Source organism: Myxococcus sp. AM009 (genome assembly GCF_013372605.1).
Classification (GTDB): domain Bacteria; phylum Myxococcota; class Myxococcia; order Myxococcales; family Myxococcaceae; genus Myxococcus; species Myxococcus vastator.
This window is the reverse complement of sequence record NZ_JABXEP010000123.1, coordinates 1-25179: the sequence shown is the minus strand read 5'-3', so window position 1 is coordinate 25179 and position 25179 is coordinate 1. Positions and strand designations below refer to the sequence as shown.

The 25179-nt window shown below is 69.3% G+C and carries 19 protein-coding genes and 1 other RNA gene; 7 read left to right on the top strand and 13 right to left on the bottom strand.

Annotation, left to right across the window (positions count from 1 at the left end):
- Positions 1–2420 (top strand): alpha-2-macroglobulin family protein (locus HV824_RS25880; RefSeq protein WP_303623442.1); only part of this gene is annotated, 2420 nt, incomplete at its 5' end.
- Between the two features lie 38 nt (positions 2421–2458).
- Here HV824_RS25880 and HV824_RS25875 read toward each other — a convergent pair.
- The 5 genes from HV824_RS25875 to ssrS all read right to left on the bottom strand — a co-directional run bounded on the left by HV824_RS25875 (position 2459) and on the right by ssrS (position 6669).
- Positions 2459–3628 carry an EndoU domain-containing protein gene (locus HV824_RS25875; protein WP_176424477.1) on the bottom strand — a complete coding sequence of 390 codons (1170 nt, stop codon included), beginning with the start codon at positions 3626–3628 and terminating at the stop codon, positions 2459–2461.
- Positions 3629–3725: 97 nt separating this feature from the next.
- Positions 3726–4988 carry a tyrosine--tRNA ligase gene (gene tyrS, locus HV824_RS25870; RefSeq protein WP_176420906.1) on the bottom strand — a complete coding sequence of 421 codons (1263 nt, stop codon included), beginning with the start codon at positions 4986–4988 and terminating at the stop codon, positions 3726–3728.
- Between the two features lie 56 nt (positions 4989–5044).
- On the bottom strand, positions 5045–5833 hold the full coding sequence (locus HV824_RS25865) for a TIGR00282 family metallophosphoesterase (RefSeq protein ID WP_163782390.1): 789 nt from the start codon (positions 5831–5833) through the stop codon (positions 5045–5047).
- Positions 5830–6453 (bottom strand): 5-formyltetrahydrofolate cyclo-ligase, encoded by a 624-nt coding sequence (locus tag HV824_RS25860; RefSeq protein WP_002639727.1) that lies wholly within the window; start codon positions 6451–6453, stop codon positions 5830–5832. The genes HV824_RS25865 and HV824_RS25860 overlap by 4 nt, the downstream gene beginning before the upstream one ends.
- Before the next feature lie 19 nt (positions 6454–6472).
- Positions 6473–6669, bottom strand: a non-coding RNA gene (ssrS, locus tag HV824_RS25855) — 6S RNA.
- A gap of 249 nt (positions 6670–6918) precedes the next feature.
- Here ssrS and HV824_RS25850 point away from each other — a divergent pair.
- From HV824_RS25850 to HV824_RS25830, 5 genes are all read left to right on the top strand, one after another.
- Complete coding sequence (locus tag HV824_RS25850) at positions 6919–7794, top strand: tetratricopeptide repeat protein (RefSeq protein ID WP_368671044.1); 876 nt, start codon at positions 6919–6921, stop codon at positions 7792–7794.
- Positions 7791–8789, top strand: coding sequence for a serine/threonine-protein kinase (locus tag HV824_RS25845; protein WP_176420904.1), 999 nt, complete (start codon positions 7791–7793; stop codon positions 8787–8789). Before HV824_RS25850 ends, HV824_RS25845 begins: the two co-directional genes overlap by 4 nt.
- 103 nt (positions 8790–8892) lie before the next feature.
- Complete coding sequence (locus HV824_RS25840; protein ID WP_255208342.1) at positions 8893–9063, top strand: hypothetical protein; 171 nt, start codon at positions 8893–8895, stop codon at positions 9061–9063.
- A gap of 201 nt (positions 9064–9264) precedes the next feature.
- The gene (locus tag HV824_RS25835; RefSeq protein WP_176420902.1) at positions 9265–10731 is read left to right on the top strand and encodes an ATPase domain-containing protein; all 1467 of its coding nucleotides are present in this window, start codon (positions 9265–9267) and stop codon (positions 10729–10731) included.
- Positions 10728–11825 carry a HAMP domain-containing sensor histidine kinase gene (locus HV824_RS25830; protein WP_176420901.1) on the top strand — a complete coding sequence of 366 codons (1098 nt, stop codon included), beginning with the start codon at positions 10728–10730 and terminating at the stop codon, positions 11823–11825. The genes HV824_RS25835 and HV824_RS25830 overlap by 4 nt, the downstream gene beginning before the upstream one ends.
- Here HV824_RS25830 and HV824_RS25825 read toward each other — a convergent pair.
- The 7 genes from HV824_RS25825 to HV824_RS25795 form a co-directional block, all read right to left on the bottom strand.
- The gene (locus HV824_RS25825) at positions 11822–12967 is read right to left on the bottom strand and encodes a cysteine desulfurase family protein (RefSeq protein WP_176424475.1); all 1146 of its coding nucleotides are present in this window, start codon (positions 12965–12967) and stop codon (positions 11822–11824) included. The genes HV824_RS25830 and HV824_RS25825 overlap by 4 nt on opposite strands.
- Positions 12964–14085, bottom strand: coding sequence for a bifunctional oligoribonuclease/PAP phosphatase NrnA (locus HV824_RS25820; RefSeq protein WP_176420899.1), 1122 nt, complete (start codon positions 14083–14085; stop codon positions 12964–12966). Before HV824_RS25820 ends, HV824_RS25825 begins: the two co-directional genes overlap by 4 nt.
- A gap of 153 nt (positions 14086–14238) precedes the next feature.
- Positions 14239–15081: a Fic family protein gene (locus HV824_RS25815; protein WP_240358231.1), complete on the bottom strand. Its 843-nt coding sequence runs from the start codon at positions 15079–15081 to the stop codon at positions 14239–14241.
- A gap of 116 nt (positions 15082–15197) precedes the next feature.
- Positions 15198–16538: an AAA family ATPase gene (locus HV824_RS25810; RefSeq protein WP_176420898.1), complete on the bottom strand. Its 1341-nt coding sequence runs from the start codon at positions 16536–16538 to the stop codon at positions 15198–15200.
- Between the two features lie 107 nt (positions 16539–16645).
- Positions 16646–17593, bottom strand: coding sequence for a branched-chain amino acid transaminase (locus HV824_RS25805; protein ID WP_163782382.1), 948 nt, complete (start codon positions 17591–17593; stop codon positions 16646–16648).
- Between the two features lie 100 nt (positions 17594–17693).
- On the bottom strand, positions 17694–19109 hold the full coding sequence (locus tag HV824_RS25800; RefSeq protein WP_176420897.1) for a patatin-like phospholipase family protein: 1416 nt from the start codon (positions 19107–19109) through the stop codon (positions 17694–17696).
- Positions 19110–19125: 16 nt separating this feature from the next.
- Complete coding sequence (locus HV824_RS25795; protein WP_176420896.1) at positions 19126–20064, bottom strand: MoxR family ATPase; 939 nt, start codon at positions 20062–20064, stop codon at positions 19126–19128.
- A 189-nt stretch (positions 20065–20253) separates the two neighbouring features.
- Here HV824_RS25795 and HV824_RS25790 point away from each other — a divergent pair, with 189 nt between their 5' ends.
- Complete coding sequence (locus tag HV824_RS25790) at positions 20254–20475, top strand: hypothetical protein (protein WP_176420895.1); 222 nt, start codon at positions 20254–20256, stop codon at positions 20473–20475.
- A gap of 161 nt (positions 20476–20636) precedes the next feature.
- Here HV824_RS25790 and HV824_RS25785 read toward each other — a convergent pair whose 3' ends face one another.
- Positions 20637–25028 carry a response regulator gene (locus HV824_RS25785; protein WP_176424474.1) on the bottom strand — a complete coding sequence of 1464 codons (4392 nt, stop codon included), beginning with the start codon at positions 25026–25028 and terminating at the stop codon, positions 20637–20639.
- Positions 25029–25179 lie beyond the last annotated feature (151 nt).

Genomic DNA, 25179 nt, shown 5'->3' with positions numbered 1-25179 from the left:
CCCCGCCGCCGCCCGCGGAGGTGTCTGGCCGGGCCGAAAGGAAGATGATGGAAGTCACGGAGCAACGCGCTGACCACGAGGGCGCGGCCCCGGGCGCGCCGGAGCCGCTGCGCTCCAACTTCGCGGAGACGGCGTTCTGGGCGCCCCAGGTGCTCACCGGGAAGGATGGCTCGGCGACGCTGGAGTTCACCGTGCCTGACTCGGTGACGGCGTGGAGCGTCTGGGTGCACGCCGTCACGCGTGACTTGAAGGGCGGCTCGCTGCAGCGCACCTCCCGGAGCGTGAAGGAGCTGATGGTGCGCCCCTACGTGCCGCGCTTCCTGCGCGAGGGCGACCGCGCGGTGCTGGAGGTGATGGTGAACAACGCGGCGTCGCGCCCGCTGCAGGGCACGCTCACGTTGGACATTCAGGACCTGGAGCTGCAGAAGAGCGTGCTGTCGGACTTCGGCGTCCAGCAGGCGTCGCAGGCCTTCCGCGTGGAGGCAGGGAAGGGGACGCGCCTGCGCTTCCCGCTCACCACGCCCACGCGGGTGGGGCCCGTGGCCTTCCGGGTGGAGGCGCGCGCGGAGAACCACAGTGATGGTGAGCTGCGCCCGCTGCCGGTGTTACCGGGCCGGATGCACCTGGCGCAGTCGCGCTTCGTGACGCTGAAGGGCAAGGACTCCAAGACGATGCGGTTCGAGGACCTGCGCGCGGGAGGCGACCCGACGCGGGTGAACGAGCAGCTGGTCGTCACCGTGGACACGCAGCTCTTCTATTCGGCGCTCCAGGCGCTGCCGTACCTGGTGAACTACCCCTACGAGTGCACGGAGCAGACGCTCAACCGCTTCGTTTCGACGGGCATCCTGTCCAGCCTGTACGGGCAGTACCCGTCGGTCGCGCGGATGGCCAAGAAGCTGAGCGAGCGCCCCACCTCGTTGGAGACGTGGGACGCGGTGGACCCCAACCGGAAGATGGCGCTGGAGGAGACGCCCTGGCTGGAGCTGGCGAAGGGCGGCGCCGGGCCGGAGGCCGGTCTGGTGAAGGTGTTGGACCCGAAGGTCGCCGCCGCCGAGCGCACGTCCGCGCTGGCGAAGCTCCGCAAGGCGCAGACGTCCAGCGGCGGCTTCCCCTGGTGGCCGGGGGGCCCGCCGTCGCCGTACATGACGCTCTACATCGTGCATGGCCTCTCCCGCGCGATGGAGTTCGGCGTGGAGGTCCCGCCGGAAATCACCCGGGGCGCCTGGGGCTACCTGGCGCGGCACTTCCGCGAGGAGTACGCGACGAAGCTGATGAAGGAGGACCGCGGCTGGGAGTTCCTCACCTTCCTCAACTACACGGCCTCCGCGTACCCGAACGCGAGCTACACCGGTGATGCGCTCACCGCGGCGGAGCGGGAGCGGATGCTCGCGTTCAGCGACAAGCACTGGAAGAAGCACTCGCCCTACCTCAAGGGCTACCTGGCGCTGACGCTGAAGCGCGCGGGGCGCGACGCGGACGCCCACCGTGTCTGGGAGAGCGTCATGGACTCCGCCAAGACGAGCCCCGAGCTGGGCACCTACTGGGCGCAGGAGGACCGCAGCTGGCTCTGGTACAACGACACCACGGAGACGCACGCCTTCGCGCTGCGCACGCTGACGGAGCTCAATCCGAAGGACGCGCGCCGCGAGGGCCTGGTCCAGTGGCTGCTGCTGAACAAGAAGCTCAACCACTGGAAGTCCACCCGCGCTACGGCGGAGTCGCTGTACGCGCTGGTGAAGTACCTCCAGGCGGAGGGCGCGCTGGGCGTGCGCGAGGACGCCCAGGTGACGGTGGGCCCGCGCGTGGTGCGCATGTCCTTCGCCCCGGACGAGTACACGGGCAAGAAGAACCAGGTCGTCGTGCCCGGGCCGGAGCTGAATCCGGCGACGATGAGCTCGGTGGTGGTGGAGAAGACGACGCCGGGCTTCGCCTTCGCGTCCGCGACGTGGCACTTCTCCACGGAGAAGCTGCCGGACAGCGACCGCGGGGACTTCTTCCAGGTGTCGCGGCGCTACTTCCTGCGTGAGCGGCAGGGGCGGGACGCCCTGCTCGTGCCGCTGGCGGAGGGCGCGGTGGTGCTCCCCGGAGACGAAGTGGAGGTGCAGCTCTCCCTGCGCGCGAAGCACGCGGCGGAGTACGTGCACCTGAGAGACCCACGCGCCGCGGGCCTGGAGCCGGAGAACGTGCAGTCCCGCCACCGCTGGGATTTGGGCATCGTCTGGTACGAGGAGACGCGGGACTCCGGCACCAACTTCTTCTTCGAGCAGCTGCCCGCCGGTGAGTACACCTTCAAGTACCGGCTGCGCGCCAACATGGCCGGCCAGTTCAAGGTGGGCCCCGCCACCGTGCAGTCCATGTACGCGCCGGAGTTCACCGCGTACTCCGCCGGGGCGGTGCTCACGGTGGGCGCGGCGAAGTAGCGCGGCCCACGGCGGGGAGTGGGTCCTTCATCCCGGGCTCATTCCCCGCAGGTGGCCTTGTCGTCCGTGGGGTGCAGGGTGGCGATGCCGTAGGTGCCATTGCGCGTGCCACACCACACGCGCCAGTTCGTCCCGCCCAGGTCCGGCGCCGAATACACGCCGCCTTCCTTCTTGGCCCCGCCGCGCGCGCAGCAGCGGGCGAAGGCGCGCGTGCCAATGGACAGGATGCCCACCGCGTCCGGCGAGCGCGAGAAGCCGCCGATGTGCTTCTTCCCGCAGGACCAGGGGGCCATGCCCTTGAAGCGGATGGTGTAGGCGTCACCCTTCAAGGCCGCGTCGCCGCGCGCCGGGCCCTGGTAGCAGAGGCGGCCCTCCGCCTCGAGCTGGGCATAACGCGGCAGGAAGTGCAGGCCGCCAATGGGGCCCCGCTGCCAGTCGTCGCCGCAGAAGACGTGCGTGAAGGCGTTGCGAGGCCCGGTGCTGACCCAGAGGCCCGTGAGCCAGTCGAGGTTGGCCTGCCGCGCGCCGGGCCGGCCCGCCACGGACAAGGCCCGCTGGAGGCGCGGGTCGTCGTAGTGGCGGGAGAGGAAGCGCCGCACGTCGCCTTCGCTCACGCTGACGTCGGGACGCGCGGGGCACAACGCCAACACCTCGCGGTCCATGGCCGACAGGGGAGGCGGCTTCACGAACAGCGGCGCGTTGTCACACGTCGACGCGCAGCCGGTGGCCGGCTTCCAGCTCGCGGCCGTCGCTTCCGAGGGGCCCGCCTGCTCCTCGTCGAACGCACCAGCGCTCCCGTCCGCCGTCCGAGCAGCCGCGCTGCCAGCGGGGCCCTTCAGCACCACCTGCCGGCCGCTGGACGTCGCCTGTCCCTCCCCGGCCGCCGCTCGCGACGCGAGGCCCTGGGCCCGGTCCGCGGCCACCAGGGCCGCCGCGCTCGGGGCCGCGGGCACGGTGGCCTCCGGCGCGCCTTCACACAACACCCAGCCTTCGGCGGACGCGCCGCTCAGCTTGCACCAGGCGCGCTTGGGGCCGCCCTTCTTGAGCAGGGGGTAGGGCCTCCCGGCCTCCACCGTGAAGACGATTTGGCGGGACTCGGGCTGCTCGACGGCGTCCACCGTGACGTCGGACACGAAGACGCCGCGGCCCGCGAGGGCGGGCAGCGAGGCGACCAGCAACAGGGCGAGACACGGGAGGGAGAGACGCATGGCGCACGAGAGTCTACAGCAGTCCCCACCATGCCCCTCGGAGGGAGGGGCAGGGGGGCTCGTCCTGCGCCTGCGACGGCCGTCACCGGCCGGAGATTCAACCGAGCTTCACGCGGGCGACCTTCAGCTTGCCCACCTGCACCGTGTACTCACCGGCGCCCAGCTCCGCCTTGGCGTCCTGCACCTTCTCGCCGTTGACGCGCACGCCGCCCTGCGCCATCAGCTTGCGGGCCTCGGTGGCGGAGGTCACCAGCTTCGTCTCCGGCAGCAGCTTCGTCACCGGCAGCTTCTCCGCGCCCCCCAGGGACACCTCCACCAGGGGCAGCTCGTCCGTGGACAGCTCCTTCTTCGCGAAGCGCTTCTCGAAGTCCTCGGCGGCCTTCTTCCCGGCCTCCTCGCCCTGGAAGCGCGCCGTCATCTCCTGCGCGAAGCCGACCTTCACCGCCTTGGGGTGCAGCGCGCCGGACTCCACCTGGGCGCGCATCTCCGCCAGCTCCATCCGCGTCTTCGCGGAGAGCAGCTCGCAGTACCGCCACATCAGGTCATCGGTGATGCTCATCAACTTGCCGAAGATGGTGTCCGCCGGCTCGTCGATGCCCACGTAGTTGTCCAGGCTCTTGGACATCTTGTCGCCGACAATCTTCCCGTCGACCGCCTTCGCGTTGAGGCCCTCCAGGATGGGGCCCGTCATGATGACCTGCGGCGCCATGCCCTCTTCCTTCATCAACTGGCGGCCCACCAGCAGGTTGAAGAGCTGGTCCGTCGCGCCCAGCTCCACGTCCGCCTTGAGCACCACCGAGTCGTAGCCCTGCAGGAGCGGGTAGAGGAACTCGTGGATGGAGATGGAGACCTCGCCGCGGAAGCGCTTCTTGAAGTCGTCGCGCTCCAGCATGCGCTGCACGGAGTAGCGCGAGGCCAGGCGAATCATGCCCTCCGTCCCCAGCGTGTCCAGCCAGCTGGAGTTGAAGCGCACCTGCGTCCTGGCCTCGTCCAGCACCTTGAACACTTGCTGCTTGTAGGTCTCCGCGTTGGCCTTCACCTCGTCGCGCGTGAGCGCCGGGCGCGTGGCGTTGCGGCCCGTCGGGTCGCCAATCAACCCCGTGAAGTCCCCGATGAGGAACACCACCGTGTGGCCGAACTCCTGGAAGCGCCGCATGCGCGTGAGCAGCAGCGAGTGGCCCAGGTGCAGGTCCGGCCGGCTCGGGTCGAAGCCCGCCTTGATGACCAGCGGCTTGCCCGTGTCATACGAGTACCGGAGCTTCTTCTTCAGGTCCTCGGGCACGTGGAGGTCCACCGTGCCACGGGTCACTTCTTCGAACTGCTCCTCGGGGGTCGCCTTGCGCAGCGCGTCCGGATTCATGGCGCCGCAAGCTACCCGAAGTGCGCCAGCCGTGGACGCACTTCCTCCACCGGGCTTCAGGTGCCTGGCAGGTGCTCCCGGACGCGGTGGATGCTCCGCCCCCGGCCGGTGGCGTCGTCGATGTCCACCACCACGCCTTGCAGGTAGACGAGCCGCTCCGCCACCTCGTAGGGCGCGGGCTTGCCCAGGAAGCGCGTCAGCGACGACTCCTTCTTCATGCCGATGACGGAGTCCAGCGGTCCGCACATGCCCACGTCGGTGATGAAGGCCGTGCCGCCGGGGAGGATGCGCTCATCCGCCGTCTGCACGTGCGTGTGCGTCCCCACCACCACGGACACCCGCCCATCCAGGTGGACGCCCATGGCGTTCTTCTCACTGGAGGCCTCGCAGTGCATGTCCACCAGGATGCAGGGCGTCTGCTGGCGCAGCTCCTCCACCAGCCCTTCCACCACCTCGAAGGGGCTGGCCTCGGTGCGCATGAAGACGCGCCCCTCCAGGTTGATGACGCCCAGCGCGCGCCCATCCGGCAGCTTCACCACCGTGTGGCCCTTGCCCGGCGTGCCCTTGGGGTAGTTGGCCGGACGCAAGAGCAGGTCCGGATGCTCCTTCACCCAGGGGAGGATGGCCTTCTTGGAGTAGAAATGATTACCGCTCGTCAGCAGCTGGATGCCGCTGTCGAGCAGGTAGTGGGCCGTCTCTGAAGTGATGCCCGAGCCCTGGTCGCTGTTCTCCGCATTCGCGACCACCACGTCCACGCCGTGCTGCGCGCGGACCCTTGGAAGGAGCGTGCGGACCGCCTGGAGTCCCGGGCGGCCCACCACGTCTCCCATGAAGAGGACTTTCACGTATCGAGGAAGTCCCAGTCGCGGTACAGGCCGCGCAGGGACTCAGACTCCGTTACGACCAGGTCCATGTCGACGTCATCCCCAGTCGTGGGCAGCACCGGGACGACCTGGTCATTGAAGGCCAGTCCCACCCGACGACTGCGCTGACTGGCCGCGCGGAGGGTGGCGTCGTAGTAACCGCCCCCGCGCCCCAGCCGCTTGCCTTCCCGGGTGAAGCCCAGGCCCGGCACCACGAAGAGGTCAATCTGGTCCACCGCGATGAGGTCCGCGGAGTTGGTGGGCTCACGCACCCCCAACCGCCCCGGCTCCAGCTCGCTTTCCGACTTGATGGCACGGAACGAAAGAATCCGCCCGTGAACATGGGAGAGCGGGTAGCAGACAATCTTGCCGTCTTGCAACGCCGCAATCAGGATATCCCGGGTTGGCACTTCCCCCCGAATGGGGGCGTACAGCGCCACCGTGCGCGCCTTCTGATAATACGGCGCCGCCAGAAACCGAGACTGAACCTTGAGACCCCGTGTATCGATGAGATCCGGCGTCATCGCCTTCCGGCGCGCCGTGAGCTCTTCGCGTAGGGTCTGCTTCCTCGCCGCCGCCTCTTCCACCACCGTCTCGCTCACCGACGCCGCTCCACAGAAAAAGTCCCCCGCAGCATGGCCGTGTGCCCGGCGTCCATTGAACCCTCTAAAAGCCAGGTGGGGACCGAAATCATGTCTCCGCAGGCTTCCCTCATCCCTCGTGAGAGGGGAGGGCTTGCACATGGAGACCGAAACGGACCCCGGAATGGACGTATCGGTTCGAATTTCTGCCGAGCATCACGCGCCCCGCAGGGGACAGCCCTTGAACAAAGCTACAGTGCTTGCAAATCCTCGAATCTATTGGGAATTCCCGCCAGAGTCTTTGGAAATGATAAGGACGGGGGGCGGCGGGGTCAAGGCATCCTCGCGCGTTTACAAGGCAGGCGCGGGGCCTCTATGATGGAAAGAGCCCGAATCCACCCACATATGCCGCCCTCGCTATTGAACAAGGGTCTTGCGACGGTTCTTTCCGTTGCCTCCGGCCTCGCGTGGGCGGGACCGCCCACGGTGTCGAACGCCTATCAAGGGGACTCCTATGGCGCGGTGTCCCTGCGCATGCAGGGAGACCGGCTGGTGGGGTTCGCGACTGGCGGACCCTGCGGATTCGAACCCGATACGGAGGTGCTCTCTGGCGAGTTCCAGGACAACGTCCTGGTGGGCCAGGTGTTGCTCTGCCAGTTGGGTCCCCATTGTGAGCCGCGGGTGAACCAGCCCGCGCTGGTCGTGTTCAACCCGGAAGATGGGGTGATGACGGCCCTGTTCCGCCTGAAGGACGGGTGCCGCTCGCCGGTGTTGAAGAACGACTCCTTCCTGCTGCTGCGGCCGCTGTCCCGGGACGCGGACGCGGTGGAGCCGGCGCGCGCGGCTTCAGCGACCACGGCCGTGGCGGACGGCGCGAACTCCTCAGCGGCGCAGGTGGCCGCGGGGCTGGGCCGGCAGGGCGAGGTGTCACCCCTGGAGGAGGGGCAGCGTCAACTGGCCGCGGGCAACGCGGGCGTGGCGCAGCGCCACTTCGAGCTGGTCCTGTCGCGCGACGCGCGCAACGCCTCCGCGGTGGTGGGCCTGGGGGCCAGCCAGCTGGCGCTCAATGACGTGGTCCGCGCGGTGAAGACGCTGGAGGCGGGCAAGGGGCTGGGGCGCGCGGACGTCCACCTGTGGCTGGCCTACGCGTACCTCCGGGAGGGCAGCCGCGCGCGCTCGCGCGAGTCCCTGCGCAGGGCCTTCGACCTGGGCTGGGTGCCCGCGGGCCGCGCGTCGGAGGCGGTCGCGGAGCAGGCGCTGCGCGAGGACATCAAGGACCTTGAAGCGCTCATGCAGCAGCAGCGGACCCGAAAGCGGATCCTCGGCCGCCCGCCGGCGGGGGCCGGAAACTCCACGCCGTGAGCCAGCCGACATCCCCGCCGAAGACCATGCGGGTCTTCGGCACCTACGAAGTCCTCTCCGTGCTGGGCAAGGGCGGGATGGCGGAGGTGTACCGGGCCCGGGTGCTGTCCGGTCCGCGCGAGGGCTGGACGGTGGCGCTCAAGCGCCTGTTGCCCGCGCTGACGAGGGATCCAGAGTCCGTGGCGCTCTTCGCGCGCGAGGCGCAGCTGTCCAAGCAGCTCCACCACCCCAACATCGTCACGGTGCTGGATGCCGGCGAGCTGGAGGGCATCTACTTCATCGTGATGGAGCTGGTGGACGGCCGCGACCTGGGGCAGATCCTCCGGCGCTGCAAGGTGCGCGGGATTCCGCTGCCGCTCGACTTCGCGGTGTACCTGGGCAAGGTGCTGCTGGAGGCGCTGGCGTACGCGCACTCCGCCGCGGGGCCCCAGGGCGAGCCGCTGGGCATCGTCCACTGCGACGTGTCGCCGTCCAACGTCTTCATCTCCCGCGTGGGGGAAATCAAGCTGGGCGACTTCGGCGTGTCGCGCGTGCTGGTGGACGGCAAGCTCCAGGGCGGCGACGTGCTGGGCAAGCCCTACTACCTGTCCCCTGAATCGCTGCTCGGCGAGGTCAGCCCGGAGGCCGACCTGTGGGCGGCCACGGTGGTGCTCTACGAGCTGCTGACGCTGGAGCGCCCCTTCACGGGCCCGACGCCGGAGGCCGTGTTCAACGCCATCCGTGCCCGGCAGTACCGGCCCCTGCGCGAGCTGCGGCCCGACATCCCGGAGGCGCTGGAGGCCGTGGTGGCCCGGGCCTTCGCGGAGCGTCCCGAGGACCGCTTCCCGACGGCGGAGGAGTTCGCCCAGGCGCTGGCGCCCCACTACGACGAGCGCGTGGGCACGCCGCTGGCCATCGCCGCCGTGGTGCGCGGCCTCTTCGGCGCCAGTGACGAGGTGCGCGCCACGCCGCCGCCCGGAGAGTCGCCGCCGACGCCGGGCTCGCGCGCGGGGTAGGGGAGCGGGCACCCCGTTGTCCGCTCGACCGCCCCTGCCCGCCGTCCAGGACGATGACGACCTTTCCTTCCGCCGCGCGGTGTCGCGTGCAGGAGGAGTTCACATGGTCAACGAGCCCAAGCAGCCAAAGCCGGAGCAGTCCGCACCCGAGCCCGAGGAGCGCGAGCGTCCGCGGACCTCCAAGGCGGATGAAGCCCGGGAGGACGGGATGCCCGGTTACGGGCAGCCCGACGAGGACGTCCGCGAGCAGCCGCTCCCGGAACAGTCCTGGTAGCGACGCGCTTCACACCTGTCCAACAGCGTGCATCTGGCGCGTGATCGGGCCTTGAAGTCCGACGCGGAGGCTTGGCCCCGCGCGTCCGGATTGTTAGGTCTCGAAAACGGAGCGCGCTGAAAGTGTTCCTGCGCGCGCTCCTTCTGGCGGTTGAGCGTCGCGCGCTTTCCCTCACCCGCCAGCTCAAGCGATGGATCCTGAATGGATCACCGGACGTGGTCGCTCTTCGCGACGGGCATCCCAAGTTTCGACACCCTGCTGGGCGGAGGCATCCCCAGGCGACAATCCATCATCGTGGCCGGAGACCCGGGCAGCGGGAAGACGGTGCTGTGCAGCCAGCTGGCCTTCCTGGCCGCGGCGCGAGGCCTGCCCGTCGTGGTGGTCACCGTCACGTCCGAACCCCACGACAAGCTCGTGGGCGAGCTGAGCAGCTTCAGCTTCTTCAAGGAGGAGCTGCTGGACGAAAAGCTCTTCGTGATGAGCGCCTACTCGTCGCTCAAGCAGGGCGCGAAGGAGACGCGGGACCTCATCATCCAGACGGCGCGCAAGCGGGGCGCGAAGCTGCTCTTCATTGATGGCCTTCGCGCCATCCGGGACCTCTGGCAGGACGAGGCGCGCCTGCGCGAGTTCCTCTACGAGCTGGGCATTGGCCTGGCCGCGGCGGATTGCGTCGGCCTCTTCACCACCGAATATCCCCTGGAGAAGCTGCTGACGCTGCCCGAGGCCACCACGGTGGACGGCCTGGTTTCACTGTCGGTGTCGAAGCACGGTGCCCGCCGCATGCGCCGCGTGGAGGTCGTGAAGCTGCGCGGCCGGCCACACCTGATGGGCGAGCACCTGATGCGCATCAACGGGGACGGGGTGTCCTTCATCCCGCGCCTGGAGGCCCTGGAGCCCACGGGCGAGGACGTGGCCCCGCCCCAGGAGCGCGCCAGCTTCGGGCTGCCGGAGCTGGACGTCTTGATGGAGGGCGGTCTGCCCCGCACGAGCGCCACGTTGCTGGCCGGAAGCATGGGCATCGGGAAGACGCTGCTGGCCGCGCACTTCGCGGCGGAGGGCGCGCGACGGGAAGAGCATTCCCTCTTCGTCTCCTTCCATGACTCCACGGCGTCGCTCGCCGCCCGGGCGCGGCGCATCCAACTGGACGTGGAGCGCTGCGTGAAGAGCGGCATGCTCACCTACCTGTACATCCCTCCGATGGAGCTGGAGGCGGACCTGGTGATGGACCGCATCCTCCAGGAGGTGGCGCGGCTGAACGTGAAGCGGCTGGTCATTGATGGCCTCACGACGCTGGAGCAGGCCATCATCGAGCGGGAGCGCAGGCCGCTGTTCCTGGCCGCGCTCGCGGAGAAGCTGCGCCGGGCGGGGGTGACGACGCTGTACACGCGAGAGGTCTCCAAGGTAGCCGGCACGGAGCTTGACTTCAGCGACGCGCCCGTCGCCACCCTCGGGGAGAACCTGCTCCTCCTGCGCTACGTGGAGCTGCGCGGACGCATCCACCGCCTCCTCTCGGTGCTGAAGATGCGCGACAGCAAGTACGACAACGACTTGCGCGAGTTCCAGATCGCCGACACGGGGATGAAGGTCCTGGACACGCTGCGCTCCGCGGAGGGGCTGCTGACGGGGCAGGCCCGGCCGCTCGGGACGAGCATCGGGGCCGTGGAATGAGCGGCGTCCTCATCGCGGAGGACGAGGAAGCCCTGCTCGAGGTCTTCGCCGAGGTCGTGGAGGCGCTCGGCTACCGCGCCATCCGGGCCCACAATGGAGAAGACGCGCTCATGTTGGCACGCACGGAGCCGCCAGCCCTGGTGGTCAGCGACCACATGATGCCCCACCGCACGGGCATGGAGCTGCTGCGCGCCATGCGGTCGGAGCCGAGCCTCTCGTCGGTGCCCTTCGTGCTGCTGAGCGCCGCGCGGCCCGCGGGCCGCGAGGAGGCGGACGTCTTCCTCGCCAAGCCGGTGGACCTGAACACGTTCGAGGAGGCCGTCACCAACGCCCTTCGCGAGCGTCCGCCCGTGGCCGTGCCCACCCTCACCGAGCCGAAGGCCTCCTCGTACACGCGCAGGGGGCCCATCCTGGCCCGCGAGGAGGTGCTCAACTGGGTGGCTCACGAGCTGAAGACGCCGCTCTCCTCGGCCCGCCTCAACGCCCAGGTTCTGCTGCGCAAGGTGGAGAAGCGGGGCGCGGAGGACGAGGTCCGTTCGGCGGAGGCCGTCCTGCGGCAACTGGACCGGATGAACCACCTCATCTCCTCCATCCTGGACGCCTCGCGCCTGTCCGAAGGCAAGGTGGAGCTGAGGCCCAGCCAGGGCGACATCGCTGGCTTCCTCCGGGAGCTCATCCAGGAGTGGCGTGATTTGGAACCGCAGGTGGACTTCGCGCTCCGGGGCGCCGAGGAGCCCGTGTTCCTTCCCTTCGACGGGGAGCGGGTGCGGCAGGTGCTCAACAACCTGCTCTCCAACGCGGTGAAGTACGGAGGCGAGACACGACGCGTCGAATTGGGCCTCGGTCTGCACCCCGGGCTGGCGGACATCCACGTCCGGGATTGGGGCATCGGCATCTCGGCGGGGGCGCTTCCCTCCGTCTTCGAGCGCTTCCAGCGGGCGGATGGCGAGCCTGCCCAGGGCCATGGCCTGGGCCTCTACATCGCCTCCTCCCTGGCGAAGCTGCACGGGGGCTCGTTGTCGGTGAAGTCCGCGCTGGGCGAGGGGTCGACCTTCCATCTCCGGCTTCCCCTGAGCCGGCGCCCCATGTCCTAGCCGGCCAGCGCGCGGACCTTCGGAACATGCAGGACGAGCGCGTCCACCACGCGCGCCACGTCCGCCTCCGTCGTACCGGGTCCCATGCTGAAGCGAAGGCTGCCTCGGGCCTGCGCGGGCGACAGGCCCATGGCCCGCAGGACATGCGACGGCGTCAGCGTGCCGGAGGCGCAAGCGGCGCCGGACGACACGCAGATGCCCTCCAGGTCCAGGGCGATGAGCAGCGACTCACCCTCCACGCCGTCGAAGCGCAGGTTGCTGGTGTTGGGCACGCGCGGGGCCGCGCCGCCGTTGACGTGCACCCCGGGCAGTCGCGCCGTCACCTCGCGCTCGAAGGCGTCGCGGAGCGCCGTCAGCCGCGCCGCTGTCTCCGGCAGCTCCTCGGCGGCCAGCTCCAGTGCGAGCGCCAGCGCCTCCGCATAGGGCACGTTCTGCGTCCCCCCGCGCCGGCCGCCTTCCTGGTGGCCCGGCGTGAGCGCGCGGACGTCCACGCTCTTGCGAACCAGCAGCACGCCCACGCCAGGAGGGCCGCCGAACTTGTGCGCGGACAGAGACAGCAGGTCCGCATCCACCTCGCGCAGGGACAAGGGCACCTTGCCCGCGGCCTGCACCGCGTCCGTGTGGAACAGCACGCCGCGCTGTCGGCACGCGAGCGCGACTTCCCGCGCGGGTTGGAGCACGCCCGTCTCGTTGTTGGCCCACATCAACGAGCACAAGGCCGTGTCCGGCGTCAGGGCCTCCAGCAGGTCGGCTTCGCGCACGCGCCCCTCTGGACCGGGCGCCACCCGCACGACGTGGGCGCCTTCCCGCTCCAACTGCGCCACCGCGCCCAGCAGGGCGGGGTGCTCCACCGCGGACGTCACCACCCGCCGGCGCTCGGGCTGGGGGCGCAGGTGCCAGGCGCCCACGAGCGCCAGCGCGTCCGCCTCACTTCCGGAGCCGGTGAAGCTGACTTCCTTCGGCTCGCAGCCGAGCACGCGGGCCACCTTCGCCCGCGCCGCGTCCAGCCGGGCCCGGGCCGCGCGGCCCTCCTGGTGCACGCTGGACGCGTTGCCAAAGCCGCTGGACGCGAAGGCGCGCGACAGCAGCGCCGCCACCTCCGGGCGCACCGGCGCGGCCGCGTTGTAGTCCCAGTACGTCACGAGTCCTGCGCGTACAGCAGCGACACGGGCCGCTCGTCGGCGACGCCGAACGCCTCCAGGAACTTGGCCACCAGCTCGCGCTTGAGCGCCTTGCGCTGCGCCAGCTTCCCGGACAGCGGCAGCCGCGCCCCGGCCATGCTGCCGTGGCCGCCGGCGGAGCCGCCGTAGTCCTCGCAGATTTCACGGATGAGGCGCCCCGCGTTCATCCGCCGGTCCTTCACGCGCAAGCTGAGGAAGAGCTGGTTGCGGTACGAACCGAAGGCGAGCGACCACTTCATGCCTTCGAGGAACATCAGCCGCTCGGCCACCTCCGCCACCATGTCCGGGGAGTAGACCTCCTCCAGGTCGGTGACGATGGCCGTCCCGTACACCTTCGCCCGCTCGTAGGCCGTGTGGTAGAGCTGGAAGTAGCGCGCGGGCAGCTCCGGATGCTCAATCTGCGCCAGCAGCGTCTTGTCCATGCGCGGGAACAGCCACAGGTAGCTGTCCACGTCCGTGGGCGTCGTCTCCCGGCCCAAGTCCCGCGTGTCCGCCTTGATGCCGTAGAACAGGCCGGTGGACACCTCCACGGAGGGCTCCAGCCGGGCCGCGCGCAGGTACTCCACCAGCATGGTGGACGTGGCGCCGAAGTCGCCGCCCACGTCCGCGAAGGGGGACTCCAGGCTCTCCTGCCGCAGCGGGTGGTGGTCCACCACCACGTGCGCTTCCAGCCGCGCGGGGAGGGAGTGGTTGCCCACCTTGGGCTGCGTGTCCACCAGCCCGAAGAAGTCATACTCGTCGAAGTCGAGCGTCGACACGTGCGAGACGGGCAGGCGCAGCACCTTCACGAAGGCGATGTTCTCCGCCCTGCCGATGATGCCTCCGTAGCCGACGTGGGCCTTCAGCCCCGCCTTGCGCTCGAGCAGGTGCGCCAGCGCCACCGCCGCCGCCAGCGAGTCCGGGTCCGGATTGTCGTGGGTGAGGATGAGCGCCTTGTGGTGGCCCTGGGCCACTCGCAGGAGCCGCTCCAGCTTGTCTCGGGCTGGCATATGGGCCAGCCGCGCTGGCGGGGGCTCCGTCAGCTCGCCTCCCGAGTTTCCGGTTCCGCGGCGGCTGTTGAGGGACTGTGTCACGGGCATGGGTATTCTTCTTACTTCCTCCCGTCCTGGGATTCGAGAATCCGGGGTCTGTTGCCAACACACCAATGGTGTCGACGGACCCCGGACTCTTCACGGCGCGCGGGAGGCGCGTGAGCCTGCGCGCCCCCTCGCCGGGCCGCCGTGGGACGTGGGCTAGCTGTTCAGCGCCTTGAACTTGCGGCCCAAGTCCCGGAAGTACTTCATCCCGTTGTCGAGCGAGTTCTCCATCGCGTCCATCAGCACCGTGCGGAAGCCCGCCACGGGTCCCCGGAAGGACTCGTAGTAGCGCTGCCGGTCGATGGAGTGGATGACGGCGGGCATGTAGCCGTTGCGCAGCAGGATGAGGTTGCTGCACATGCGCCCCACCTTCCCGCTGTGCTCGGTGAACGGGAAGATCTGCACGAACTTGTGCTGGACCGTGGCCGCCTGCTTGATGGGGTGGAACTCACGGAACTCGGCGCTGGCCGTGTAGTCCACGAGCTTCTCCAACTCCGGCTGGATCTTCGCCGGCTGGGAGATGTCGTGGAAGTACGTGCGGTGCAGCGGCATGTCCTTGCGCAGCCCGGACCTGTCCCGCTCCTTGGCCAGCTCCTTCTCTGTGCGCTCGCGGCGCTCCATGCGCGCGCGCTCCGTCTGGGCCTCCGGCGTGTTGCCCAGGAAGAGGTCGTGTATTCGCTTGATGGTGGTCAGCGTGATTTGCGCCTGCTTCCTGGCGCCCGCTGCCTCCTCACGGAGGAAGTCACAGACGGCCTTGTGGTTCCGGATTTCGAGGACCACCGGAATCATAGAGGCTTCCGCGCTGGTTCGATGCGGGAACAGCGCGGCCATCAGCTCCTGATGGGTGTAGACGACTCCCTCCAGCGCGGCGTCGTGGTAGATCCACGACATCTCCATCTTGTCCAAGAACTCGCGCGCGTCAGGCTTGTCCTTGTAGATGTCGAGGTACCCACGCAGCGTTTCGTTCTTCTCGTCGATGTCCTGGTAGCGTTCCTTCACGGACTGCGGCTCCTTCTCGCTGCGGGTCCGCCGCGGGCGGTACTCGAAGCATGCGGCCGAGCGGTACAACGGCGCGTGGATTCTAGAAATTCCGCGCGGTTGTAACAACGAAATCATTACAGATTGACGAGGAACACCTCGCACGCCTGGTCGAGCAGGTCCTTGGAGAGCGCCGGAGGCATCTGCCGGTAGCGCGCAGCGTCCCGGATGAGGCTCACCAGGTCCCGAGGGTGGCACGAGCGGAGCTCCATGCTCCGGGGCTTGTAGTAGTGCTCGATGAGGTACGTGACGGCCTGGTCCACGTACGGGATTCCCGCTGCCTCGCAGACGCGACTGAAGATTTCCCGGTAAGCCTCTTCGTCGGGGTTCCCGACCTCAATCTTGTACTTGATGCGGCGCAGGAAGGCCTCGTCCACCAGCTCCTTGGGGTCCAGGTTGGTGGAGAAGACGAGGAGCTGGTCGAAGGGGATTTCGAACTTCTTGCCGGTGTGGAGGGTGAGGTAGTCCACCCGCTTCTCCAGAGGGACAATCCACCGGTTGAGCAGGTCCGTGGGGTGGACCTTCTGGCGGCCGAAGTCGTCGATGAGGAGCATGCCGCCGTTGGCCTTCACCTGGAACGGGGCCTCGTAGAAGCGGGTGCTCTCCGAATAGATGAGGTCCAGCATCGCCAGCGTCAGCTCGCCGCCCACGACGACGGAGGGCCGGCGGCACACGAGCCACCGGTTGTCCATTTCGAACGTCTGCCTGCGGCCGGAGGCATCCCCGCCGGCCTCCAGCGACACCGGCGTGTGGATGAGCCTGTCGTGGACCTGGATGATCTGATTCCCAATCTCCAGGCAGTGGGGGACGAACACCTCGCCGCCGAACATGTTGGAGACGGCCTCCGCCAGGCTCGTCTTGCCGTTGCCGGGGGAGCCGTAGAGGAACAGCGAGCGGCCGGAGTTCACCGCCGGGCCCAGCTTGTCCATCAGCTCCGCGGGGACGGTGAGGTGGCTGAGCGCCATCACCAGCTCCTCCTGGCTGACGACGGGCGTCTCCTCCGTCTGGCTGGTGATGAGCGCGTTGTACTGCTCAATCGGCACCGGCGCGGGGCCCACGTAGGTGGTGCGGGTGAGGGCGTCCCGTGCGTACTCGCGGCCCTTCTCCGACAGGATGAACTCCACCGACGCGCGGCCGAAGCCCTTGCCGCCGCGCAGGTCCACCAGCTTCTCCGTGGCGATGAAGTCCACCACGTGCTCGATGACGCCCGGCCACGGCAGGCGCATCTCGTCCGCGATGCCCATGCCCGTGCCCGTCCCCGAGTAATAGAGGTACTTCAGGGCGATGTCGGACAGGATGCCCATCTTGAGCCCCGTGTCCTCCACCGACTTCGGCTCCGGTGGAGCGATGTCGAGGATGGATGGGTTCTCAAGCTTGAACGGATTGTCGTCGTAGTCGTAGCCAGCGGGAGGAGCCATCAAGCCCCGTTCTAGCCCATTCAAGGCGTGCTCGGGCGCGGGACGTGGCGTCTTCCCTGGCTGCCCGCCCCCCTCCCAGGCCGAAGAGGGGGGCGCGGCGGGGCGGCTCAGACGTACGTGAGCCAGTCCGCGTACTTCGGCTCCTGGCCCCGCACGATGCGGAAGTACATGTCCTGCACGTGCCGGGTGACGGGGCCGACCTTGCCGTCCGCCACCTGGCGGTTGTCCACCTCGCGCACCGGGGTGATCTCCGCCGCCGTGCCGCAGAAGAAGATCTCGTTGGTGATGTAGAGCGCGTCACGGGTGAAGGTGACCTCCTCCACCGTGCGGCCGCTGTCGCGCAGGATGTGCAGCACCGTGTCGCGGGTGATGCCATCCAGGATGGGGCAGGACAGGGGGGGCGTCTTGATGATGCCCTTCTTGTTCACCTGGAAGATGTTCTCGCCGGAGGCCTCGGCCACGAAGCCGCTGACGTCCAGGAGGATGGCCTCGTCGTAGCCCGCCATCACCGCCTCGCGCTTGGCGAGGATGGAGTTGACGTACTGGCCGGTAATCTTCCCGCGCACCATGTTCACGTTGACGTGCATGCGCGTGTACGAGCTGACCTTGGCGCGGATGCCTTCCTTCATGCCCTTGTCGCCCAGGTACGCGCCCCAATCCCAGGCCGTCACGGCGGTGCGGGTGGGGTTCACCGCGCCCAGGCCCATGGCGCCGTCGCCCATGAAGGCCACCGGCCGCAGGTACGCGCCGTTGGCGAACAGGTCCTTCTGCGCGCGGAGCAGATTCACGCACGCGTCGAAGAGCTCGTCTTCGGTGTACGGAATCTTCAGCATGATGATGTGGGCCGAGTCGAGCAGCCGGCGGATGTGCTCACGCAGCCGGAAGACGGCCAGCCGTCCGTCGTGCGTCTTGTACGCGCGGATGCCCTCGAAGACACCCAGGCCGTAGTGAAGCGCGTGCGTCATCAGATGCACGTGGCCCTCGTCCCACTTCATCAGCCGGCCGTCGAGCCAGATTTGCTCGGCGCGCACGCCACTACTCGAGGTCGAGCTCATTCGATGTTCCTTCGCCTGGATGTTTGAGGGGTGGGACCGCCCGGGCCTTCTAGCCAGCGAAACCTATGAGGTCAAAGCGTGTTTCTCGTCCCGAAAAGAGTCACAGCACCGGTGGCAGGGGGGTAAGCATCCGACGGAGGAACGGGATGTCCTCCGCCAGTGCCGCCCTGCCGAAGTGTAGCGCCTTCGAGGCCAGTTCCACCGACGGTACGACGTCCAGCGGCGACAGTGTTCGCGGAAAGCGTTTGACGTGGTGCGTATAGGGGAGGTTCGGCGTCACCGTCATCGCGGCCAGCCGCTGGAGGGGAAGCCAGAAGGGCGTGGTCAGCTTCGGGGCGAAGCCGTCGAGCGCGAGGATGAACGCGTTGCGCGTGCCGATGCGGCCCCGGGCCACCGCCTTCCACGCCTCCTTGGCGGGCAGGTTGTCCACCAGTCCTCCGTCGATGAGCCGCGCGACGCCGTGCTGGCCCATGAGGCCCTCCACCAACGTGTGCATGCCCGGGTCCTCTCGCAGCACGTCGTAGTGGATGACCCCGGGCAGCGCGGAGGAGAAGCCCGCGGCGTCGAGCGCGTCGAAGTCGCCGGTGGTGTCGTCCGCGCCCAGGTAGAGGCGGGCGGTGATTTCGGGACGGGTGAAGAGCTCGGCCATGGCGCCCATGGCGGCCTGGATGCGGCGCGCCACGCCCGCGGGGTTGAGCAGGCCCAGCGGACTGACGCCCAGCAGGCGCTCGTAGTACTCCAACGGCCGGGGGAGCATGCCGCGGCGGATGCCGCCCACGGCGATGAGGGTGGGCACCGGCAAATCCCTGAGCCGCATGCCGCTGCTCTCCGGCCCCGCGCCGAAGAAGCGGCCCAGCCCCGCGCGCAGGAACAGCCGCAGCGCCGCGGGCAGGCCATAGCGGCTCTCCGTGGAGATGAAGCGGAAGAGCTTCCGGAAGGACAGCCCGCGGACGATGTTGATCATGTCCGTGGGGTCGAAGCGCGTCAGGCGCGAGCGCATGATGGCGAGGATGGCGCCCATGGACGTCCCGGCGAGCAGGCGCGGCTCCAGGCCGTGTTCATCCAGGAGGCTCATCGCGCCCAGGTAGACGTAGGCCGTCCCGCCTCCGCCGCCGGTGACGAGCACCAGCTCCTTCTGCCGGATTTCCCGGTCCAGCGCCTCGGGTGGAACGCGCCCGCGCAGCCGCTGCGCCACCGTGTCGCGCGCCTTCGCGGCGTGCTGGCGCAGGTCCTTCACGTGCGGCATCAGCCGATCCCTCGTGGGCGGGAAGGGGGCTTGGAGGATGGGGCCCAGGCGGCGCTCCACCTCCTCGCGAAACGGGGTGAGCAGCGCGCCCACGCCCACGTCGCGTCCGTCGTGCCGCACCTTGTAGAGGCGCGCCAGCGACAGGGCGGTGCGGAGGATGGCCTCCTCGCGCGGGTCGACCAGGGCCGCGTTGGCCAGCGACGCGCGCACCAGGCGGAGCTCCATCTCCTCGAGCGGCCGGGTGATTTGAAAGCGTTCCTTCAGCAGCACGCGCTTCGAGGGCCCTTCACGCCTGGGCGATCTGCGAGAGGTTGGACTTCGCCTTCTCGATGTCGCCTTCGTACTTGAGGACGAGGTTCAGCGTGGAGGCCACCACGTCGGCGGTGAGCTGCTCCGCGTTCAGCAGCGCCAGGCTCTGGGCCCAGTCGAGCGTCTCGCTGATGGAGGGCGCCTTCTTCAAGTCGAGCGAGCGGATGGCGGCCACCGCCTCCACCACCTGCTCCGCCAGCACCTGCGGCACCTGGGGCAGGCGCGAGCGGACGATGCGCAGCTCGCGCTCGCGGTCCGGGAAGTCGATGTGCAGGTGGAGGCAGCGGCGCTTGAGCGCGTCGGACAGCTCGCGCGCGGCGTTGGAGGTGAGCAGCACGCGGGGGACGTGCTTCGCGCGGAAGGTGCCCAGCTCGGGGATGGTGACGGCGTTGTCGGAGAGCACCTCCAGGAGGAAGGCCTCGAACTCCGGGTCCGCCTTGTCGATTTCGTCCACCAGCAGCAGGGCGGGGTGTTCGCAGAGCAGGGCGCGCAGCACCGGGCGGGGCAGCAGGAAGCGTTCGGAGAAGAACACCGCGTCGCTGGAGGCCAGCCGGTCCGCCGCCTGCGCCAGCGTGGTGGTGCCCTGCACCATGTCCCCAATCTTGTCCTTGAGGAGCTGGGTGTAGAGCAGCTGCTTGGCGTACTCCCACTCGTAGAGGGCCTTCGCCTCGTCCAGGCCCTCGTAGCACTGGAGCCGGATGAACTCGCGGCCCAGCGCCTGGGCCAGGGCCTTGGCCAGCTCCGTCTTGCCGACGCCGGCGGGGCCTTCCACCAGGATGGGCTTGTCCATCCGGTCCGCCAGGAAGGCCGCCGTGGCGATCTCCGGCGACGACAGGTAGCCCACCTGCTCCAGGCGCTTCTCCGCGTCCTCCACGCTGGTGAAGGCGTGGCTCTCAACCGTCGAAGGGGTGCTCACCCGGTGAACTTAACCGAGGCCCTCCAGGCGACTGCGGCAAAAATGCCAGGGTTCCGGCGTCATCTCCGTGGCCCGTCCGCCTCGCCGCCGGGCAACCCTGCGAAACTCCGGAGGGAAATATTCTGCGCACCGTGGGCACACGTCGTGCATCTCATGGCCTCGAATCGGTACTCAGGGAGGTCAGCGGTCATGGCGTGGGCGTGGTTGCGGATGGTGATGATGGTGGCGGTCGTCCTGCTTCCGGGCGGCTTCCCGCTCCTGCTGGCCTACGTCTCCTTGCGCACACTCCGCAGCCGTTGGCGCCGTGCCCAGGAGGAGGCCCACAGTGGGGGCCGCGTGGTGTCACTCCGGAACGTCGTCTCCACGCTCCACTTCAAGGAGCTGGTCCGCGAGGCACGCGCCGCGCTCTGAGCGCGCGAGGGCGCCGCTCGACGCCTCCTGGGTGGGAGCTGAAACGGCCCTGACACACCTGCCCGACCAGGGCACGGATGTCAGGGCCGCTTCATTGAGACCTCGGGGTTCCGAGGCCGGGGCCGTCGGGATTCCGGCGGGGTGCCGGAGTCCCGGCGCCGTTACTTGTCCAGCTCGTCCACCAGGGCCGTCCAGTCGTCGTCTTCCTTGGTCGTGGGCAGCTGGATGAGCAGGGTCCGGTCGGTGGGCTCGGACTCGTCACTCAGCGCCGCCGGCTGGGCGGGAGCCGGGGCAGGGGCCTTCTTCGCGGCGGCCTGGGCCGCAGGCCTGGCGGCCGGCTTCTTCGCCGGGGCCGCCGGAGCAGGGGCCGCGGCGGGCGGGATGACCTGGTTGAGCTGCGTCCTCACGGCCAGGTCGTCGTCCTGGGGCGCCGCGGGCTTGGCGGCGGCCTTGGCCGCCGCGGTGGTGGACTTGCTCTTGTAGCGGGCCAGCTCCAGCTCGGCGACCTTGAGGGCCTTGCTCTTCTCCTGCACGGACTGCTGCAGGCGGGTGACCTCCTGCACCTTGATGGCGTCGCGGCGCTCCAGCTCCGCCTTCTGCTTGGCGGCGAGCTCTTCCTGCTCCTTGGCGTGCCGCGCCTCCAGGTCCTTGCGCTCCTTCTGCGCGGAGGCCAGGCGGGTGGTGGCCTCGTGGGCCTTGTTCTCGGCGGCGGCCACCTTGGCGTTGAGCTCCTTCTCCGCGCGGGATTTGGCGCCCTGCGCGTTCTCCACCGCCAGCTCCAGGTCCTGGATCTTCTTCGCCCGCGTGCTCAGCTGGCCTTGGAGGTCCTTGGCCCTGGCGTCGGCCTCGGTGGCCTGCGTCTGGGCGTCCTGCGTGAGCTGGGCGATGCGCTGCTCGGCCTTGGCCAGCTTCGCGGCCAGTTCATCCGCCGCCCGCCTGGCGTCGGCGCGTTCCTGGTTCGCCTGCTGGGCCTGCTGCTGGAGCCGGGCCTCGGCCTGCTGGACCTGGCCCGCGAGCCCGTCCCGCTCGGCGGTGAGCTTCTGCTGGGCGGCGCCCGCGGCGCGAAGCTGGTCCTCGCGGCCCGCCAGCGCCTTGCGGCCCTGCTCGAGCTGCTCGTTGAGCCCGGCGATCTGCTGACCCAGGCCCTCGGCCTGACGGCGGGCCTCGGTGGCCTGCGTCTGGAGCTTGGCCTCCAGGGCCTTGAGCTGCTCGGTGCGGGTGGCGACCTCGCGGTTGAGCACCTCCGCCTGACGCATCTTCTCCTGCGTCACGTGGGTGAGCTTGCGGAGCGTGTCCGACAGCTCCGTGCCCTTCTGCGTCAGGTCGTTCTGGAGCAGCTCCTCGCGGCGCTGCGACTCCTCGGTGAGCGTGTGCAGCCGCTCCTCGAGGTGGGCCCGGGTGTTCTCCGTCTGCGCCAGCGTGGCGGTGAGCTGTGTCACCTCGGCGACGCGCGTGCCCAGCTCGTGCTTGGTGAGGGTGAGGTGCTCGCCCAGGTCCTCGCCATGGGCGCGTGCCTCGGCCAGCTGACCCTCCAGCGTGGCCTGGGTGCTCGCGGCGGCCTTCCGGTGTTCCTGGTGCGCGTGCTGCTCGCGCGCCAGCGCGTCGCGGGTGGAGGCGAGCTGGCCCTGGGTCTGCTCCAGCGTCTGGCTGGTGGCCTCCAGCTCGGAGCGCAGGCCGTCGCGCTCACTGGTGAGGTCACCGATGTGCGCGCTCGTCTCCGCGGCCAGCTTCTCGTGCGCGGCCCGCTCGGCCTCGTAGTGGCCCTGCGTCTCGGACAGCTCGGCGCGGAGCTGGCCAATCTGGCCGGTGAGGTCCTGCTCCAGCGCGTCCTTCGCGGCGCCCAGGTCGGCCAGCTCCGCGGTGCGCTGGTCGCGCTCGCGGGTGGTGTGGGCCAGCGTGTCGCGGGTCTCCTGGAGCGCGCCTTCGGTCTGCGCCAGCGTCTGTTGTGTCTGCTGGAGCGTCTGGGTAGTGGCGTCCAGCTCGCCGCGCGTCTCCGCCAGCGTGCCTTCGGTCTGCGCCAGCGCCTGCTGTGTCTGCGCCAGCGTCTGGCTGGTGGCGTCCAGCTCGCCGCGCGTCTGCGCCAGCGCGCCTTCCGTCTGGGACAGTGTCTGCTGCGTCTGCGTCAGCGTCTGGCTGGTGGCGTCCAGCTCGCCGCGCGTCTGCGCCAGCGTGTCCTCGGTCTGGGCCAGCGTCTGCTGCGTCTGGCCCAGCGTCTGGCTGGTGGCGTCCAGCTCGCCGCGCGTCTCGGCCAGCGCGCCTTCCGTGTCGGAGAGGGTCTGCTGCGTCTGGCCCAGCGTCTGGCTGGTGGCGTCCAGCTCACCGCGCGTCTGCGCCAGCGTGCCCTCGGTGTTCGCGAGGCGCGCCTGCGTGTCCGCCAGCGTCTGGCTGGTGGCGTCCAGCTCGCCGCGCGTCTCCGCCAGCGTGCCTTCGGTGCTGGCGAGGGTGTGCTGCGTGTCGGCGAGCTGCTGCTCCGTCTGCGCCAGCGTCTGCTGCGTCTGCGTCAGCGTCTGGCTGGTGGCCTCCAGGTCTCCGCTCAGCTCGGAGATGCGCTGGTCGCGCGTGGCCACGTCCCCTTGCAGGGCTTCGATGGTGGCCTCGCGCTGGGTGACGGTGTCCTCCAACTGGGCCAGGCGCGCGGAGAGCTGTTCGCCGGTCCGCTGCGAGTCATCGAGCTGCCGCTGCGTCTCCTCGAGCTGCGAGGTGAGCGCCTGAATCTGGCCGGTGAGGTCCGCTTCCAGTTCGGCCTTGGCGGAGCGCAGCTCCTCCAGCTGACGGGAGAGGTCCGCCTCCAGCGCGTCCTTCGCCTGGGAGAGGGCCTGGAGCCGGTCGTTGAGGTCCGTCTCCAGCTCGTCCTTGGCCTGCCCCAGCGCCTGGAGCTCCGCGGTCAGCTCGGCCTCGCGGTCCTCCAGGTGCGCCTTGGCGGCCTCGACCTCGCCCTCGAGCTCGCCGATGCGCTCCAGCTGCTGCTGGATGTTGGCGTTGAGCTCCGCCTCGGTGTGCTCGTTCCGGGCGATGGTCTCCGACAGCTCGCGCTCGAGCGTGCCGAGCTTCGCGTCACGCTCCTCGACGCGCTGGGTGAGCTCGGCTTCCTGGGCGTCCTTGTCCAGCCGGAGCTGGTCGCGCTCGCCCGTGGTGCGCGTAAGGTCCGTCTCCAGGTCCGCGACCTGCTGGCTGAGCTTCGCCTCCAGCGCATCGCGCTCGGCGTTGAGCCGGTGGATTTCCGCGTCCGCCTGGGTGCCGTGCTCCTCGGCGCGGGTGGCGCGGGCTTCCAGGCCGCGCACGGTGGCGTCGCGCTCCTGCTCGGTCTGCTGCAGCCGCTCCTGGAGGGCCTGGATTTCACCGTCCAGCTCGGCGAAGCGCTCGTCGCGCTCGCTGATGGTGCGGTTCAGCTCGGTCTCGAAGTCGTCACCGCGCTTCGTCAGCCGCGCGATTTCGCCTTCGTTCGCGAGGACGGTGTCCTGGAGCTTCTGCTCCTTGACCTCGAACTCGAGCGTGACGACGCCCAGGTGCTTCTCCAGCTTGTCGTACTCGTTGCGGCCGTGCTCCAGCTCGCTGGCGCGGCGGCTCAGCTCCTCCTCGGCGCGGGAGACCTCCCGGCGCAGGAGGTTGATGTCCTTCTCCTTGGAGGCGACGACCTCGATGAGGTCCTTCTCCGCGGAGAACTTCTGGAGGAGCAGGTCGTCGACGGTGGCGCCGTGCTCGCGCTCCTTCTGGATGGTCGCCTGCTGGGCCTCGTTGAAGCGGCGCAGCAGGTCATCCACCTGCATCTTCAGGCCCTGGAGCTCCACGTCCTTCTCGTGGATGCGGTCCTCGCCGGAGAGCAGCTCACGCTCGCGCACGTTCCAGATTTCGGAGAGGCGGGCGAGCTGGGCCTCGCGCGTCTTCAGCTCGTCGCGGAGGATTTGAATCTTGCCCTCCGGCGTGCCCATCAGCTCGCGCCGCGGCGGCGGACGCTTGAGCTGGCGGGACTCGGCGAGCAGCTCCGCCTTGCGGTCCGCGATGGACTGGAAGGTGCGGTCGAGGAACGCGCGGTCCTCTTCCGTCATCGCGCTGCGGCGCTCGCGCTTGGGCAGCTTCGGCGGCCCACCCGCGGCGGCCTTGAGCGACGGAGGCATGGGCGGGGGCGCCTCGCGCGTCCCGTTCAGCGCGGCCTCCAGCGACGCGCCGGTGTCATCCGTGCCGGGCGGCACGATGCCGTGGCTCAATGCGGTCAGATCGCCCAGCGCGAACGGGAAGGCGAGGTAGCCGTCGGCCGCCTGCGGCGTCTGACGATGCTGCGCCAGGCCGTCCACGCCGCTCTCGGAGGAGATCAGGAGCACCTTGAGGTTCTGGCCCCACTTGCCCTTCTTGATGTTGCCGCAGAGGACGAAGCCGGACTGATCCTTCAACTCCGCACGGAGGACGACCAGGTCTGGCCGGCGCTTCTCCAGCTCACGCTGCGCGTCAGCCGCCGTCTCAGCCAGGGCGGTCTGGTAGCCCGAGCCCTTGAGCACGGTGGCCATGCTGAGCGCTAATTCATGATCGCTTTCGACGATGAGGACCCGACGCTCCATGAAGCCTTTGTCCCGGAAAAGTGCTGTGAAAACCGGAACATCCTAGCGGGCGGGTGCGACCCTTGGAAAGTTTCCAGGATCAGCTCGGTTGGCTGCCTCACGAGTTCTTGCCACGGACGACGACTTCCGAACGGCCTGAGGGGGCCGGGTG

Coding starts and splice junctions, on each gene's coding strand:
- HV824_RS25875 (WP_176424477.1), bottom strand. CDS start 3,628: ATGCGTCTCTCCCTCCCGTGTCTCGCCCTGTTGCTGGTCGCCTCGCTG.
- tyrS (WP_176420906.1), bottom strand. CDS start 4,988: ATGAATCCGGACGCGCTGCGCAAGGCGACCCCCGAGGAGCAGTTCGAA.
- HV824_RS25840 (WP_255208342.1), top strand. CDS start 8,893: ATGGTCAACGAGCCCAAGCAGCCAAAGCCGGAGCAGTCCGCACCCGAG.
- HV824_RS25835 (WP_176420902.1), top strand. CDS start 9,265: ATGGATCACCGGACGTGGTCGCTCTTCGCGACGGGCATCCCAAGTTTC.
- HV824_RS25830 (WP_176420901.1), top strand. CDS start 10,728: ATGAGCGGCGTCCTCATCGCGGAGGACGAGGAAGCCCTGCTCGAGGTC.
- HV824_RS25820 (WP_176420899.1), bottom strand. CDS start 14,085: ATGCCCGTGACACAGTCCCTCAACAGCCGCCGCGGAACCGGAAACTCG.
- HV824_RS25810 (WP_176420898.1), bottom strand. CDS start 16,538: ATGGCTCCTCCCGCTGGCTACGACTACGACGACAATCCGTTCAAGCTT.
- HV824_RS25805 (WP_163782382.1), bottom strand. CDS start 17,593: ATGAGCTCGACCTCGAGTAGTGGCGTGCGCGCCGAGCAAATCTGGCTC.
- HV824_RS25790 (WP_176420895.1), top strand. CDS start 20,254: ATGGCGTGGGCGTGGTTGCGGATGGTGATGATGGTGGCGGTCGTCCTG.
- HV824_RS25785 (WP_176424474.1), bottom strand. CDS start 25,028: ATGGAGCGTCGGGTCCTCATCGTCGAAAGCGATCATGAATTAGCGCTC.